The organism is Kitasatospora sp. NPDC051984 (genome assembly GCF_044593455.1).
Taxonomy (GTDB): Bacteria; Actinomycetota; Actinomycetes; order Streptomycetales; family Streptomycetaceae; genus Kitasatospora.
Map to the genome: position 1 here is coordinate 207,457 of NZ_JBIUCB010000010.1, position 14,788 is coordinate 222,244.

Here is a 14,788-nt window from a genome sequence, read left to right on the forward strand (position 1 = left end):
TCAGCAGTTGTAGGGGCAGCCGAGGGTCAGCCGGCCAGTGCGGCCTTCACCGCGGCGGCCACCCGGCCGCCCTCCGCCTTGCCCTCGACCTGCGGACGCACCAGCTTCATCACGGCGCCCATGCCCTGCGGGCCGCTCGCCCCGGACGCCGCCACCGCGGCGGCCACGATCCCGGCCAGCTCCTCGTCCGTCAGCTGCTTCGGCAGGTACGCGTCCAGCAGCTCGCCCTCTGCCCGCTCGCGCGCCGCCTGCTCCGTACGACCGGCACCCTCGAACGCCTCCGCGGCCTCCCGCCGCTTCTTCGCCTCCTTGCCGATCACCTGAAGCACCTCGGCGTCGGACAGCTCGCGCTTCTGCTTGCCCGCCACCTCCGCGCTCGTCACCGAGGCCAGCGTCAACCGAAGGGTGGACGAGCGCAGCTCGTCCCGTGCCTTGATGGCAGCCGTCAGGTCCTCGTGCAGCTGCTCCTTGAGCGTCGTCATGCCGCCGATTCTGACACCTGTCACGCCCCGACGCCGCCCCATTACCTGCCGGTTCGCGCTGACGACCCGTCACCCTCCGGCGCCCCCCGGGCGCTTGCCCGTCTTTTCGAACAGTCTGCGACCATGGACCGATGCGACCGCTGTACTCCGTCCCGCTCGGTGTCGCCGCCACCGGCGCCGCCTGTCTCGTCTACGCCGCCGGGTACGAGGTCCGCTCGTTCCGCCTACGCCGCGTCGAGGTACCGATCCTGCCCGCCGGCGCCCGGCCGATCCGGATCCTCCAGGTCTCCGACATCCACATGGTCACCGGACAGACCAAGAAGCAGCGCTGGCTGCAGAGCCTCGCCGGGCTCCGCCCCGACCTGGTCGTCAACACCGGCGACAACCTCTCCGACCCGCTCGGCGTCCCCGCCACGCTCGACGCGCTCGGCCCGCTGATGGACTTCCCCGGCGTCTACGTCTTCGGCTCCAACGACTACTACGGCCCCGCCCGCAAGTCCCCCACCCGCTACCTCAAGGCCCTGCGCAGCGGCATCCACGGCCTCAACAACCCCGACGGCACCGGCCGCCGCGGTATCTCCGGCGCCGTCCACAACCCCTGGCAGAAGCTCCGCGACGGCTTCGACCGGGCCGGCTGGCTCGACCTCAACAACGCCCGCGGCCGCCTCGACATCGCCGGCCTCGACATCGAGTTCACCGGCCTCGACGACCCGCACATCCGCCAGGACGACTACGCCACGGTGGCCGGCGGCCCCTCCCCCGACGCCGACCTCTCCCTCGCCGTCGTCCACGCCCCCTACCTCCGCACCCTCGACGCCTTCACCGCCGACGGCTACCCCCTGATCCTGGCCGGCCACACCCACGGCGGCCAGCTCTGCATCCCCTTCTACGGCGCCCTCGTCACCAACTGCGACCTCGACACCGACCGCGTCAAGGGCCTCTCCACCCACACCGCCGCCGGCCACCGCGCCCACCTCCACGTCTCCGCCGGCTGCGGCACCAACCGCTACACCCCCGTCCGCTTCGCCTGCCCCCCCGAGGCCACCCTCCTCACCCTCACCCCCGCCCCACGCTGACCAGCCACTAAACCGGATTTCGTGTCTGGCCCCACCTCCTGTAGAGTTCTACTCGTTGCACCGGAGACGGAAAGCAACAAGGCAGGACCGGGGTATAGCGCAGCTTGGTAGCGCGCTTCGTTCGGGACGAAGAGGCCGTGGGTTCAAATCCCGCTACCCCGACCGAGCAGTGAGGGCCGTATCGGAGAAATCCGGTGCGGCCCTCACTCGTTGTGGGGCTCTGGGGGTTTGGGCGTCACCTGTGTCGGGTCGGGCCGTTGTGATGGCATGAGTGCGTTTGCGATGACACAGGCGTTCCCTGGTGGGCCGGGGCCGACGAGCGTTCCGGTGTTCTGGTCGGGGTACTGGTTGCGGCCGGGGTACATGCAGCGGGTGGATGACGAGCAGTGGGATCTGCGGGTGCCGGCGGGGCAGTTGGCGGGGCTGGGTGGGGCGGTGGATGCGGCTGAGCGGTTGGGGGCTCGGCGGGAGTTGTTGGCGAGTCCGCAGAATGCGGCGCGGGCGCATCTGTTGCGGGAGTGTCCGGAGCTGTTCGGGATCGTCGGGCGGGTGGTGCTCGGGGTGGACGAGCGGTTGTGGCGGGCGGAGCCGGACTGGGGTGGTTGCAGTGTGGAGCTGTCGGGGATCGAGTGCATCGACGGGTTCCAGACGCTGGGGCTGCTGGCACGGGGTGCGGGCGAGTTGTCGGTGGAGCATCTGGACCGGGCTGTGCTGGATGTCCGGATCGTCAGTGGTGCGGCGCGCGCTCTCGCCCGGGTGGCCCATGACGAGGCGCACCGGCATCACAATCCGACGGCCGCACAGGATCTGCTGCTGCGTCAGCCGGTGATGCGCAGGCTGGTGGGGCAGTTCGAGCGGGACGGGATTCCGTTCCGGTTGCGGCGCGGTGAGCGGCGGGGGCCCAGCCGGGAGGGGTACGGGGTGGACGAGGCGACCACCGCGCTGGCGTTCTTCCTGGCGGGGGGTGAGCCGGCGCTGGCGTTCCAGACGCTGACGCCGGAGGGCCGGGAGGAGATCTGGCGGGATCCGTCGGGGCCGAAGTTCCGGGCGTTGTTCGGCCCGCACACGGAGGCGACCGGGGTGCGGATCGCGATCACGTTCCGGCGGGCGATCCTGCGGGAGTTGGAGGGGTTGTTCGGCGAGCGGTCGGCGAATCATTGGCATCTGTTGGCGGATGCGCCGGATCTGGTGGTGTGGGCGGTGGCCCGCGAGTTGCCGCTCGGCGCGTTGCACCGCGATCCGGCGGATCCGTCGGCGCCGGAGTGGGACCGGATCCTCGACCAGCGGGTGCCCGTGCTGACCAGGTTGACGGCCGAGCGGCTGGTCGCCGCGTACCGGGGTCTGCGGGCGCGGGTGTACCGGCGGGACGAGGTCGAGAAGTTGGAGTGGTGGGTGCGCATCCTGGGCGGCACGGCGTCCTGAGCACGCGCGAGGCGGCGAGTGACGGGGCATGATCGGTGGGGTTGTGCCGGTTGCTGCGGAGAAGGGACGTGCGTGGTGGGCGAGTTGGCCGAGCGGGTTGCCGGTTTGATGGGGCGGGCCCGGGGGGATCTGGCGGAGCTGGTGGCGATTCCTTCGGTGGCGGATCCGCGGCAGCAGCCGCCGGAGCGGTGCCGGGAGGCCGCGGAGTGGGTGGCCGCGGCGTTCGCGGGGGTGGGGCTGCGGGACGTGCGGCTGGTGGAGACGCCGGACGGGAGTTTCGCGGTGCTGGGGCACCGTCCGCCGCCGCCGGGGGCTCCGACGGTGCTGTTGTACTGCCATTACGACGTGCAGCCGCCGTTGGACGACGAGGCGTGGGTGTCGCCGCCGTTCGAGCTGACGGAGCGGGACGGGCGCTGGTACGGGCGCGGGGCGGCGGACTGCAAGGGCAATGTGGTGATGCACCTGACCGCGTTGCGGGCGCTCGGGGACGAGTTGCCGGTGGGGTTGAAGCTGGTGGTGGAGGGGTCGGAGGAGCAGGGGACGGGCGGTCTGGAGGAGTATCTGGCGCAGCATCCGGACGAGTTGCACGCCGATGCGCTGCTGATCTGCGACACCGGCAACGCGGCGGTGGGGGTGCCGACGGCGACCGTCTCGTTGCGCGGGATGGCGAACGTGGTGGTGTCGGTGCGGACGCTGGAGTCGGATCTGCATTCGGGGATGTTCGGCGGTCCGGCCCCGGACGCCCTGGCGGCGCTGATCCGGATGCTGGACTCGTTGCGCGACGCCGACGGCGGGACGCGGGTGGAGGGCCTTCCGGCGGACGGCAGCTGGGAGGGCATGGGGTTCGACGAGCAGCAGTTCCGGTCGGACGCGGGGGTGCTGGACGGGGTCGCGCTGATGGGGTCGGGGACGGTCGCGGACCGGCTGTGGGCCCGTCCGGCGGTGACGGTGCTGGGCATCGACTGTCCGCCGGTGGTGGGTTCGGCGTCGGCGGTGCCTTCCGAGGCGCGGGCGCGGGTGAGTCTGCGGGTGCCGCCGGGGATGGATCCGGAGGTGGCGCAGCAGGCGTTGACGGCGCATCTGGTGAAGGCCGCGCCGTGGGGTGCGCGGGTGTCGGTGGAGCCGGAGTCGAAGGGTTCGCCGTTCCGGGCGGCGACGGACGGGAAGGCTTACGGGGCGCTGGACCGGGCGGCGCGGGAGGCGTACGGCCGGCCGCTGTCGTTCCTCGGGCAGGGCGGTTCGATTCCGCTGTGCAGCGCTCTTGCCGCGCACTACCCGGAGTCGGAGATCATCCTGATGGGTGTGGAGGAGCCGCGTTCGCTCATCCACGCGCCCAATGAGAGCGTCGACCCGGGCGAGATCGAGCACATGGCCCTGGTCGAGGCGCTGTTCCTGCGTCACTACGCGGCCGTCGGCCGCTGACCCCGAGGGAGGGGATCCTGATGCCCGAGCCGTTCACCACGGCCGATTTCCAGGCCCGGATGGCCCGTGCCGCGACGGCCGCCGCCGATGCGGGCCTGGCGGGGCTGGTCGTCACGCCCGGCCCGGACCTGACGTACCTGACGGGGTACCTCCCGGTGAACACCGAGCGGTTGACGGCGCTGCTGGTCGCGCCGGGTGCCGAGCCGGTGCTGCTGGTGCCGAGGCTGGAGCGTCCGGACGCGGAGCGGGCGGCGGGTGCGGAGGCCGTCCGGATGGCCGACTGGATCGACGGCGAGGACCCGTTCGCGGTGCTGGCGCCGCACATGGACCGGGCCGGCCGGTACGGGATCTCCGACAACGCCTGGGCGATGCACCTGCTGGGGTTCCAGGAGGCGCTGCCGGGTACCTCGTACGCCTCGCTGACGGCGGTGCTGCCGATGCTGCGGGCGGTGAAGGAGCCGGACGAGCTGGCCCGGCTGGCGGCGGCGGGCGCGGCGGCGGACCTGGTGTACGGGGCGATCCTGGGCGTGCCGTTCGCCGGCCGCACCGAGCGCGAGGTGGCCTCCGACCTGGCGGCGCTGCTGCTCGAGCACGGGCACAGCCAGGTGGACTTCACGGTGGTGGGTTCCGGCCCGAACGGGGCGAATCCGCACCACGAGGCCGGGGACCGGGTTATCGAGCGCGGGGACACCGTGGTGCTGGACTTCGGCGGGCTGAAGGACGGCTACGGCTCGGACACCACCCGCACGGTGTTCGTCGGCATCGAGCCGCCCGCGGAGGTGCAGCAGGTGCACGACCTGGTGCGGCGGGCCCAGCAGGCCGCGTTCGACGCGGTGGCGCCCGGGGTGACCTGCCAGGAGATCGACCGGGTGGCCCGGGCGGTGATCACCGAGGGCGGGTACGGCGAGTACTTCATCCACCGCACCGGGCACGGCATCGGGCTGACCACGCACGAGCCGCCGTACATGATCGAGGGCGAGACCCGGCCGCTGGTGCCGGGGATGTGTTTCTCGATCGAGCCGGGCGTCTACCTGCCGGGCCGGTTCGGTGTCCGGATCGAGGACATCGTGACGGTGACGGAGACCGGCGGCCTGCGGTTCAACGGGACGCCGCACGAGCTGGCGTTCGTGAACTGACCGCCCCCGCCGGGCGTTCGGTTTCAGCGGCTGAACGCCCGGCGCAGCTCGGCCAGCAGTGCGCGCAGCGCCGGGGCGGGGCCGGGGCGGGAGACCAGGGCGAGCAGGCCCGGGGTGGTGAGGTCGGTGACGGGAACCGGCACCAGGGCGGGGAACGCCTCGGCCATGGAGCGGCTGAGCACGGCGACGCCGAGGCCGCGGGCGGCGAGGTCGGCGATCGCGGAGGCGGCGGAGGCCTGCAGGGCGATCCGCGGGATGAGTCCGGCGGCGGCGCAGTCGCGGTCGAGGACGGTGCGGACGCCGGTGCCGGGCGGCAGGCAGATCAGCGGGTGGGTGAGCAGTTCGGCGAGTGTGCTGCCGGGCCCGGCCAGTGGGTGGCCGGGTGGGACGGCGGCGACCAGGGGTTCGCTGATCAGGGTGTGCGCGTCCAGGCCGTCGGGGGTGGTGCCGGCGCAGCCGATCAGTGCGAGGTCGAGGGTGCCGGCCCGAACGGCTTCGGTGAGGTGGTCGGAGTCGCCTTCCAGCAGGGCGAGTTCGACGCCGGGGTGGGCTCGGTGGAAGGCGGCCAGGCCGTCGAAGAGTGGGGTGAGGGTGCAGCCGGCCACCATGCCGACGGTGAGGCTGCCGCGGATCAGGTCGCTGACCTCGCCGACCGCCTGGCCGACGGCACGGGCGGCGGCGAGCGCCTGCCGGGCGTGTTCGAGGGCGGCCTTGCCGGCCACGGTGAGGGTGACGGTGCGGGCGGAGCGGTCGAAGAGTTCGGCGCCGAGTTCGCGTTCCAGCTGCCGGATCTGGGCGCTGACCCCGGACTGGCTGATGTGCACCCGCTCGGCGGCGCGGGTGAAGTTGCGCTCCTCGGCGACGGCGAGGAAGTACTCGAGCTGCCTCAGTTCCATGACCACGGATTCTAGTTCTGATCAGAACCAGCTGTTGGACTTCTGATCAGGCGGACGGGAGGCTGGAGGCACGACGACGAGGAGGCCGTGATGAGCGAGTACGAGAAGGCGATGCGCCCCGAGGACCTGACCCGGCTGTTCGTGGAGCGCTCCAACGCGGGCGACGCCGCCGGGGTCGCCGCGCTGTACGAGGAGCACGCCGTGGTGGCCTACCCGCCGGGGCAGTTCACGGTCGGCCGGGAGGCGATCCGGGTGCTGTGGGAGCGGGTGCTGACGCACCGCCCGCAGTTCACCCCGGAGCCGCCGCTGCCGACGCTGGCCGCGGACGGCATCGCGCTGACCGCCACCCCGCCGAAGGACGGCAGCGGGGCGCGCGCCCAGGTGGTGCGCCAGCAGCCGGACGGCAGCTGGCTGCGGCTGCTCGACCAGCCCGAGTTCCTCCGGCCCGGCGCCGGCGCCTGAACAGGCAGAAGCCGGTTCAGCCGGTGAGCTGCTTGTAGTAGTACGTGGTGTCGGCGAGGACGCCGTCCGGGGTCGCGGCGTGGCCTGGGACGGTGCCGAATGCCGTCCAGCCGGCGCTGCGGTAGAGGTGTTCGGCGGCGCTGCCGGTCTGGGTGTCGAGCAGCAGCAGGGTGGCGCCGCCGTCGCGGGCGGCCTGCTCGGCGGTGGCCAGCAGCCGCCGGCCGAGGCCCGCGCCGCGGGCGTCGCGGTGCACCAGCAGCTTGGAGACCTCGGCGCGGTGGCGGCCGTTCGGCCGGTTCTCGCGGACCAGTGCCACGGTGCCCAGCAGGCGGCCGTCGGGGCCGGTCGCCGTCCACAGCAGCCGGGTGCCGTCCGCGACGGACGGGTGCAGGGTCCGCCACCAGGCGGCGGCCTCGTCGCGGGGGGTGCCGGCCAGGAAGCCGACCGAGGCGCCGTCGTCGACGGCGTCCAGCAGCAGATCGGCGAGGGCGTCGCAGTGGGCGGGAAGCTCGTCGGCGCTCAGTGGGCTGATCACGGTGGCCACCCTACGGGTGCGGCGGCACCCGGCGGTCGGGGCCGGTGTCAGGAATGGTTACCGTGGTGGGGTGTACCGGTTCCTGTTCAGCCCGCGGTGGCTCATCGGCTCGGTCGTCGCGGTGGCGGCGATCGGGGTCTGTCTGATGCTCGGCTCCTGGCAGTTGGGCCGGTTCGAGGACCGGGTTTCGACGCACAAGGAGATCGACAAGGCGGCCGCCACGGCCTCCCAGGCGCAGGCGAGTCCGCTGGCGGAGGTGCTGCCGGAGGCCGCGTCGAAGGTCGGCACCGACACCCTGGGCCGGACGGTGAGCGTCACCGGCTCCTACGACGCCGCGCACCAGCTGCTGGTGCCGAACCGCACGGTGGACGGCCGGACCGGCTACTACGTGCTCACCCCGCTGCTCACCGACGGCGGCCGGGCGGTGCCGGTGGTGCGCGGCTGGGCGGCGGGCTCCCCGGGCGAGGCGCCGGAGGTGCCGTCCGGGCAGGTCAGCGTGACGGGCCGGCTGCAGGCCCCGGAGAACAGCGGCAGCGGCGGCGCGGTGGCGGGCGGTCTGCCCGCCGGGCAGCTGGGCACGATCAGTCCGGCGACGCTGGTGAACGTGCTGCCGTACCCGCTGTACGACGGCTGGGTGGCGGCGGACGACATTCCGGCGGGGCTGACCTCGGTGCCGACGGTGCAGCCGCAGGGCGGCGACGGGCTGAGCCTGCGGGCGTTCCAGAACCTGGGCTACACCTTGGAGTGGTTCGTCTTCGCCGGGTTCGTGGTCTTCATGTGGTTCCGGCTGGTCCGCCGCGAGGCGGAGGCCGCCCAGGACCGAGCCCTCGGACTGGACCCGGCCCTGGACTGACCTCCGCCCGCCTGCTGGTTCAGCGCGTCCCGGACCGCGACGCGCTGGGCGACGCCGGGGCCGAGGGCGACGGGAGCGCGGACGGCGAGGCCGAGGCGCTGCCGGTCGGCGACCCGCTCGGGCAGGGCACCGGCGGGGCGGCGGCGCTCGGCGCGGCGGACCCGCTCTGCACCGCCGAGGGCGAGCCGCCGGCGGAGCTCACGGCGGGCAGCGCGTTCGGGCTCGGGCAGTCGGTGCCGAAGCCGCCGAAGCCCGCCGGGGGCGACGGGTTGCCGCACTCGTCGACGTAGTCGTCGCTGCGGCTGGAGCCCGGCCGGTGGTGGTAGTGGTGCACCACCCTGGTGCCGCCGCCCCCCGTGTACGGCGAGGTGCCGGACCCGTTCTTGCCGCCGCTGGACCCGCCCGACCCCTTCGAACCGCTGGACCCGCCGGACCCGCTGGACCCGCTGGAGCCCTTGGAGCCGCGGCTCCCGTTCTTGCCCTTGGCAAGGACCTGCAGGTCGATGCCGGTGTCGGCCTTCGCGGGGGCGGCGGCCTCCACGCAGTCGTACTTCTGGTTGTTCGAGCAGCCGGCCAGGGTCAGCACGATCGCGCCGACCGCGGCGGCGGCCAGCGCGGCGCGTCCACCCATCGGTTGTAGTCCCCCCTGTCGACCGGGTCTACCTGGTCATCGGACGGTGCCGGGGGCCAGGTGTCGCCGGACGAAGTCGATCTCCAAGCGAAGCTGCTTGATCCGCTCGTCGACGACCAGCGAACCGTGCCCGGCATCGTAGCGGTACACCTCGTGGACCTTGCCGAGCTCCTCCAGCCGCTGGACGTAGTTGTCGATCTGCCGGATCGGGCAGCGCGGGTCGTTGACGCCGGCGCTGATGTAGACCGGGGCCTTGACCTGCTCGACGTACGACAGCGGCGAGGAGGCGTGCCAGCGCTCGGGGACCTCCTCGGGGGTGCCGCCGAACAGCGTGCGGTCCAGCGACTTCAGCGCCTCCATCTCGTCCGCGTACGCGGTGAGGTAGTCGGCGACCGGGACGGCGGCCAGGCCGAGCGTCCACCGGTCGGGCTGGGTGCCGAGGCCGAGCAGGGTCAGGTAGCCGCCCCAGGAGCCGCCGGACAGCACCAGCCGGTCCGGGTCGGCCAGGCCGGAGGTGACCGCCCAGTCGCGGACCGCGCCGATGTCCTCCAGCTCGATCAGGCCGACGCGTTCGGTGAGCGCGTCGGTCCAGGCCTGCCCGTAGCCGGTGGAGCCGCGGTAGTTGACCCGGACCACCGCGAAGCCGTGGTCGAGCCAGGCGGCAGGGCCGGCCGCGAAGGAGTCGCTGTCGTGGTGGGTGGGGCCGCCGTGCACCTCGAACACCGTCGGGAACGGGCCCTCGCCGGTGGGCCGCTGCACCAGGGCGTGCACCCGGCCGCCGGGGCCGTCCACCCAGACGTCCTCGACCGGCACCGAGCCGGGCGGCACCGGGCCGGGCGCGCGCAGCACCACGGTGCCCGCGGTGGAACGCACCGCGGACGGCTCGGCGGCCGAGGACCACAGGAACTCGACCGTGCCGTCGGGGCGGGCGGTGGCCCCGGCGACGGTGCCGCGCGGGGTGTCCAGCCTGGTCAGCTCGCCGGTCTCCAACTGGTAGGAGAACAGCTCGGAGCGGGCCTCGTACTCGTGCTCGATGAGCAGCGAGCGGGCGTCGGGCCGCCACTGCGCGGACAGGTCGCCGGGGAACGGGCGGCCCTGCTCGTCGCGCAGCGCCAGCTCGGTCTCGGCACCGGTGGCGACGTCCCACAGCATCGGCTCCCAGCGCCCGGTGCGCTGGTGGGCGACCAGCAGCCGGGTATCGCCGGCGGCGGGCGCGAAGCCCAGGCAGGACACGCCGCGCGGCTCGGCGCGGCCGGTGACCTCGTCGAGCTGGGCGACGGTGACGCCGTCGGCCAGCCGCAGCACCCGGATCGCGCCGTGCATGGCGTCACCGTGCTCGGTGTGGTCGACGGCCAGCAGGGTGCTGTCGTGGGAGAGGTCGCCGACGCCGCCGTACTCGGCGTGGTGGTAGACCACCGTGGGCTCGGCGGCGCCGGGGCGGCGCAGGTACAGGGTGGTGCCCTCGTCGTCGGTGGAGGTTCCGACCACCACGGTGCCGTCACGGCCGAACGCCAGGCCCGCCTCGTAGGCGGCGGGGACGCCGGGCACGGCCTCCTGGTCGGGGCCGCCGGCGAACGGCTGGCGGCGCCAGACGCCGAACTCGTCGCCGTCGGTGTCGTCGAACCACCAGATCCACTCGCCGTCCGGGCTGAGTTCGGCGTCCGTGGTGCCGTGCGGACGGTCGGTGACCCGGCGGTGCTCGTCGGTGGCGCGGTCCCACGCGTACACCTCGTAGGTGCCGGTCGCGTTGGACACGTACAGCGCCCGATCGGGTGCTTCGTCCGCCCAGTCGGGCAGCGAGACCCGCGCTGCCCGGAACCGCTGCTCCCACGCCGGCACGACGTTCGTCTGCTCGTTCATACCCTCATCCAACCCGATTCCGGGCGTTGATCGGAACGGCGGACAGCGAACGGTGGGGACACGAAACGGCTGCGGTGCGGCTCCTGATGGACGATCAGCGGAAGAGGTACAAATACGACATAACGACCGGAGGAGTTGTACCATGCCCGCTTCAGCGCCGTCCTTCGACCGGCTCGACCGACTCGACCTGCCCGTCCTCGCCCAGCACCTGGGCCTGGTCGAGGAGATCGAGCAGTACCTGGCCGGACTCCCCGCCCCCGACCGGCTGCCCCTGCTGCCGCTGCCCGCACTGCCGCCGGTGGAGCCCGGCTGCGACGGCGGGCTGTACGGCTCCGTCCACCGGCCGTGGAACTTCGGCTACCCACTGCCCCGCCGCACCGTGCTGGACCGGCTGGTCCGCCGCCCCGCCCGCCCGGTACCGGTCACCGTCGCCGGGCACCTGCGGCTGACCTCCCACTACCTCGCCGAGGCCGGCTGGATCCAGGGCGCGATGTGGGACGCCGCCGGCCGGGTCTGCCTGCTCGGCGCGCAGACCGCCGTCCTCGCGCACGGCTACGGCACCGCGTACACGGTGCGGCGGGCACGCAACCAGGTCATGGAGGTGCTGCACGCCACCGGCCGCCCGGCCGCCTCCCCCGACGCCTGGAACGACCGCCCGGGCCGCCGCCAGGCCGAGGTGCACGCCCTGCTGCGCCGCGCCGAGGCGCGCGCCGAGTCGCTGGGCATCTGAGCAGCCGGCCTCAGATCCGGGCGGCGTCCGCCAGCAGCGCGAGCCGCTCCGCGGTGGGCGAGCCGGGCTCCGCGGTGTAGACGACCAGCTGCAGTCCGGGCTCGCCGGGCGGGGTGAGCGTCTCGTAGCCGAGGTCCAGCTCGCCCACCCGCGGGTGCAGCAGCAGCTTGCGGCCGTGGCTCTTCTCCCGGACGCCGTGCCGGGCCCACAGTTCGGCGAACAGCGGGTCGGCGGCGAGGTCGGCGAGCAGAGCCGCCAGCTCCGGGTCGTCCGGGTGCCGGGCCGCGTCCACCCGCAGGAACGCCGCGGTCTCGGCGGCGACCCGTTCGAACTCGGGGTAGAGCCGGCGTCCGGCCGCCGACAGGAACGCGTGCCGGGCCACGTTGCGCTGCCCGGGCGGCATGTCGGAGAACCCCATCACCGCGTCGCCCAGGGCGTTCCAGGCCACCACGTCCAGGCACCGGCCGAGCGCGAACGCGGGCGCGTCCAGCGCGTCCAGCACCAGCCGCAGGCCGGCCCGCAGCTGCCGCGGGCCGGGCCGGGCGGGCTCGCGCGGCGGCCGGGCCAGGTCGTGCAGGTGCTGCCGTTCGGTGCGGTCCAGGCGCAGCACCCGGGCGACCGCGTCCAGCACCTCCGCGGACACGCCGTCGCCGCGGCCCTGTTCCAGCCGCACGTAGTAGTCGACGCTCACCCCGGCGAGCTGCGCGACCTCCTCGCGGCGCAGCCCCGGCACCCGGCGCCGCCGCCCGAACTCCGGCAGTCCGACGTCGGAGGGCCGGATCCGGGCCCGGCGCAGGCGCAGGAACTCCCCCAGTTCGCTCATGCCCCGACGATACGGCCGGTGTCACGAGGGTGGTTCTCGCAGACCCAGGAAAAGCACAGCCCTGGGTCCGCCGGCGGTCCGCGCCGAGACTCGTGGCCGTCACCGCAGCAGACTCGAACAGGAGCGTGACTTCCATGGCACACCAGATCCTCGACGGCCGGACCGCCGTCGTCACCGGCGCCGCCAGCGGCATCGGCGAGGCCGTCGCCCGGCAGCTGGTCGCGGACGGCGCCCGGGTGGCGCTGCTGGCCCGCCGCGAGGACCGCCTGGAGCGGCTGGCCGCCGAGCTCGGCCCGAACGCGCTGGCGGTGCCCGCCGACGTCACCGACCAGGCCTCGGTGGATGCGGCCCGGCAGCTGACGCACGCCGCCTTCGGGCGGGTCGACCTGGTGGTGAACGCGGCCGGCGTGATGCTGCCCAACCCGGTGGACGACGTCCGGATCGACGAATGGACCCGGATGATCGACACCAACCTGACGGGGGTGCTCCGGGTGGTCGGCGCGTTCGGCCCGGACCTGGTGGCCGCCGCGGCCGCCGGCGCCACCGCCGACCTGGTGAACGTCTCCTCGATCGGCGCCCACGTGGTCTTCCCGAACTACGCGGTGTACGGCGCCACCAAGGCCGCCGTCACCCAGCTGTCGGCCGCCCTGCGCTCCGAGTACGGCCCGCGCGACGTGCGCGTCACCGCCGTCGAGCCCGGGCTGACGGACACCGAGCTGGGCAGTCACATCGACAACCCGGCGCTCGGGCCGGACGGGCAGCTCGGCGCCATGTTCGAGGCGATCGGCGCGCTCTCCCCCGCCGATGTCGCCGACCTGGTCGGGTACGTCGTCGGCCGGCCGCGGCACGTCAACCTGCGGCACGTGGTGGTGCTGCCGACCCGGCAGGCCTGAGCGGGCGGTCAGGCGCCGGCGCTCGGCGAGGGGGCCGGGACGCCGGTGGTGGGGGCCGGTTCGGGGGCCGAGTGGTAGACGGTGCCGCCGCAGCCGGTGGGCAGGGCCGTGGTGGCGGCGAAGCCGGTGGCCGGGTCGGGGGTGTAGCCGAGCCGGAAGGTGTCGCGCGGCGACTGGTGGCCGGCGGGGGCGTACGCGCCCGTGGGGCTGGGGTTGGCCGCGGGGGTGCTGCCGGCCGGGGTGTCGGTGCCGGGCATTGCGCCGCCGCTGGGGGTGGGGCTGGGCTGCGGGTCCACCGGGGAGGGCGAGGTGGTGGGGCAGCCGGTGGGCACCCAGGCGAACCGGACCAGGTAGGAGCCGCCGGGCGTGAGCAGCAGTTCGCGGGGCAGCCCGGCCGGGTCGGGCAGTGCCTCGGCCGGGTCGCCGACGGTGTGGGCGAGCAGGCGGACGCCGAGGGTGCCGGGGTCGATGGTGACGGCGCCCGGGCCGGTGATCCGGCACGGGTGCCCGGCGGTGTTGGTGAGTTGGAACCAGCCGTAGATCCGGCCGTCGGCCGTGGCGGCGGCGGCCTTCTGGACCTCGCCCCGGCCGAGGTCGGTGCCGGTGCACAGCGGCACGGCGACGGGCGACCCGCCCGGGCTGCTGTCGGCGCTCGGGTCGGCGGAGGTCTCGGGGCCGGCGCCGTCGGGCCCGGCGGCGGTCGCGCCGGCGGGGTTGTGCGGGTGGCCGGGGGCGGCCACCGAGGCGTCCGGGGTGGCGGTGGCACCGGGCGCGGCCTGGCCGCCGGTGGGGTCGCCGGACAGGTGGAACGGCTGGGCGGCGTGCACCACGGGCAGTCCGACGACGGCGGCGGCCAGCACCGCGGCGCCGCCCCAGGCGCGCCGCCGGGCGGCCCGGCGGCGGGGGACGGCGGTGCGCAGCCGGGGCAGCGCCCCGGGTTCGGGCTGGACACCGGCGACGGCGCGGTGCAGCCGGTCGCGGAGCTGCTCCTCGCTCAGTTCGTGCTGCGGGCCGGGCCGGTGCGGGTCAGTCATCGGCGGACCCCAGCCGCACCCGCAGGGCAGCCAGTCCGCGCGACCCGTAGGCCTTGACCGAGCCGATGGAGATGCCGAGCACCTCCGCGACCTGTGCCTCCGTCAGGTCCGCGTAGTAGCGCAGCACCAGCACCTCCCGCTGACGGCGTTGCAACCCCCGTAGCGCGGCCTTCAGTGCGTCGCGCTCCAGCGCATCGTATGCCCCCTCTTCTGCACTGGCCATGTCAGGCATGGGCTTGGGCAGGAGGCGCAGGCCGAGCAGTCGGCGCCGCAGTGTGGAGCGGGAGAGGTTGACCACGGTCTGCCGCAGGTACGCGAGGGTCTTCTCGGGATCGCGGACCCGGCGCCGGGCGGCGTGCACCCGGATGAACGCCTCCTGCACGACGTCCTCGCAGGAGGAGAGGTCGTCCAGCAGCAGTGCGGCAAGCCGCAGCAGGGAACGGTAGTGGGCCCGGTAGGTGTCGGTGAGCTGGTCGACGCTGGCCCCGGTCGCGTCCGCTGCCGCCGCAGCAAAGCCCATCCGACTACCGGCC

Annotated in this window: 16 protein-coding genes and 1 tRNA gene; 9 read left to right on the plus strand and 8 right to left on the minus strand. The window is 74.1% G+C overall.

Features of this window, described 5'->3' with window-relative positions; translation table 11 throughout:
- Positions 1-26: 26 nt before the first annotated feature.
- Positions 27-482 carry a GatB/YqeY domain-containing protein gene (locus ACIHEI_RS21575; RefSeq protein ID WP_396607726.1) on the minus strand — a complete coding sequence of 152 codons (456 nt, stop codon included), beginning with the start codon at positions 480-482 and terminating at the stop codon, positions 27-29.
- 131 nt (positions 483-613) lie between these two features.
- Here ACIHEI_RS21575 and ACIHEI_RS21580 point away from each other — a divergent pair, with 131 nt between their 5' ends.
- The 5 genes from ACIHEI_RS21580 (at position 614) to ACIHEI_RS21600 (ending at position 5,538) form a co-directional block, all read left to right on the plus strand.
- Positions 614-1,558 (plus strand): metallophosphoesterase, encoded by a 945-nt coding sequence (locus tag ACIHEI_RS21580; RefSeq protein ID WP_396607727.1) that lies wholly within the window; start codon positions 614-616, stop codon positions 1,556-1,558.
- An 88-nt stretch (positions 1,559-1,646) separates the two neighbouring features.
- Positions 1,647-1,720 (plus strand) — tRNA-Pro (locus tag ACIHEI_RS21585).
- A gap of 66 nt (positions 1,721-1,786) precedes the next feature.
- On the plus strand, positions 1,787-2,980 hold the full coding sequence (locus tag ACIHEI_RS21590) for a hypothetical protein (protein WP_396607728.1): 1,194 nt from the start codon (positions 1,787-1,789) through the stop codon (positions 2,978-2,980).
- Between the two features lie 72 nt (positions 2,981-3,052).
- Positions 3,053-4,402, plus strand: coding sequence for a dipeptidase (locus ACIHEI_RS21595; protein WP_387639192.1), 1,350 nt, complete (start codon positions 3,053-3,055; stop codon positions 4,400-4,402).
- A 20-nt stretch (positions 4,403-4,422) separates the two neighbouring features.
- A complete protein-coding gene (locus ACIHEI_RS21600; RefSeq protein ID WP_396607729.1) occupies positions 4,423-5,538 on the plus strand; it encodes an aminopeptidase P family protein in 1,116 nt (371 codons plus the stop codon).
- A 23-nt stretch (positions 5,539-5,561) separates the two neighbouring features.
- Here the strand turns inward: ACIHEI_RS21600 and ACIHEI_RS21605 are convergent, their stop codons facing one another.
- Positions 5,562-6,434: a LysR family transcriptional regulator gene (locus ACIHEI_RS21605; protein ID WP_396607730.1), complete on the minus strand. Its 873-nt coding sequence runs from the start codon at positions 6,432-6,434 to the stop codon at positions 5,562-5,564.
- A gap of 90 nt (positions 6,435-6,524) precedes the next feature.
- On the opposite strand from ACIHEI_RS21605, the gene ACIHEI_RS21610 reads away from it, so the two are divergent.
- Entirely contained in the window at positions 6,525-6,896 is a 372-nt protein-coding gene (locus tag ACIHEI_RS21610; protein WP_387639200.1) for a YybH family protein, read from the plus strand.
- A 16-nt stretch (positions 6,897-6,912) separates the two neighbouring features.
- Here the strand turns inward: ACIHEI_RS21610 and ACIHEI_RS21615 are convergent, their stop codons facing one another.
- The gene (locus ACIHEI_RS21615) at positions 6,913-7,431 is read right to left on the minus strand and encodes a GNAT family N-acetyltransferase (RefSeq protein ID WP_387639203.1); all 519 of its coding nucleotides are present in this window, start codon (positions 7,429-7,431) and stop codon (positions 6,913-6,915) included.
- A gap of 70 nt (positions 7,432-7,501) precedes the next feature.
- Between ACIHEI_RS21615 and ACIHEI_RS21620 the strand changes: the two genes are divergently transcribed.
- The gene (locus ACIHEI_RS21620; RefSeq protein WP_396607731.1) at positions 7,502-8,284 is read left to right on the plus strand and encodes an SURF1 family protein; all 783 of its coding nucleotides are present in this window, start codon (positions 7,502-7,504) and stop codon (positions 8,282-8,284) included.
- A 19-nt stretch (positions 8,285-8,303) separates the two neighbouring features.
- On the opposite strand, the gene ACIHEI_RS21625 is transcribed toward ACIHEI_RS21620, so the two are convergent.
- Both ACIHEI_RS21625 and ACIHEI_RS21630 read right to left on the minus strand, forming a co-directional pair.
- Positions 8,304-8,915: a hypothetical protein gene (locus ACIHEI_RS21625; RefSeq protein ID WP_396607732.1), complete on the minus strand. Its 612-nt coding sequence runs from the start codon at positions 8,913-8,915 to the stop codon at positions 8,304-8,306.
- A 36-nt stretch (positions 8,916-8,951) separates the two neighbouring features.
- The gene (locus ACIHEI_RS21630; protein ID WP_396607733.1) at positions 8,952-10,775 is read right to left on the minus strand and encodes a prolyl oligopeptidase family serine peptidase; all 1,824 of its coding nucleotides are present in this window, start codon (positions 10,773-10,775) and stop codon (positions 8,952-8,954) included.
- Between the two features lie 142 nt (positions 10,776-10,917).
- On the opposite strand from ACIHEI_RS21630, the gene ACIHEI_RS21635 reads away from it, so the two are divergent.
- Complete coding sequence (locus ACIHEI_RS21635; protein WP_387860729.1) at positions 10,918-11,505, plus strand: hypothetical protein; 588 nt, start codon at positions 10,918-10,920, stop codon at positions 11,503-11,505.
- Between the two features lie 10 nt (positions 11,506-11,515).
- Here the strand turns inward: ACIHEI_RS21635 and ACIHEI_RS21640 are convergent, their stop codons facing one another.
- The gene (locus tag ACIHEI_RS21640; protein ID WP_396607734.1) at positions 11,516-12,328 is read right to left on the minus strand and encodes a helix-turn-helix transcriptional regulator; all 813 of its coding nucleotides are present in this window, start codon (positions 12,326-12,328) and stop codon (positions 11,516-11,518) included.
- A gap of 134 nt (positions 12,329-12,462) precedes the next feature.
- On the opposite strand from ACIHEI_RS21640, the gene ACIHEI_RS21645 reads away from it, so the two are divergent.
- Positions 12,463-13,221 (plus strand): SDR family oxidoreductase, encoded by a 759-nt coding sequence (locus tag ACIHEI_RS21645; protein WP_396607735.1) that lies wholly within the window; start codon positions 12,463-12,465, stop codon positions 13,219-13,221.
- 8 nt (positions 13,222-13,229) lie between these two features.
- Here the strand turns inward: ACIHEI_RS21645 and ACIHEI_RS21650 are convergent, their stop codons facing one another.
- Both ACIHEI_RS21650 and ACIHEI_RS21655 read right to left on the minus strand, forming a co-directional pair.
- On the minus strand, positions 13,230-14,255 hold the full coding sequence (locus ACIHEI_RS21650; RefSeq protein WP_396607736.1) for a hypothetical protein: 1,026 nt from the start codon (positions 14,253-14,255) through the stop codon (positions 13,230-13,232).
- Positions 14,248-14,775 (minus strand): SigE family RNA polymerase sigma factor, encoded by a 528-nt coding sequence (locus tag ACIHEI_RS21655; RefSeq protein ID WP_387640688.1) that lies wholly within the window; start codon positions 14,773-14,775, stop codon positions 14,248-14,250. The genes ACIHEI_RS21650 and ACIHEI_RS21655 overlap by 8 nt, the downstream gene beginning before the upstream one ends.
- Positions 14,776-14,788: the final 13 nt, after the last annotated feature.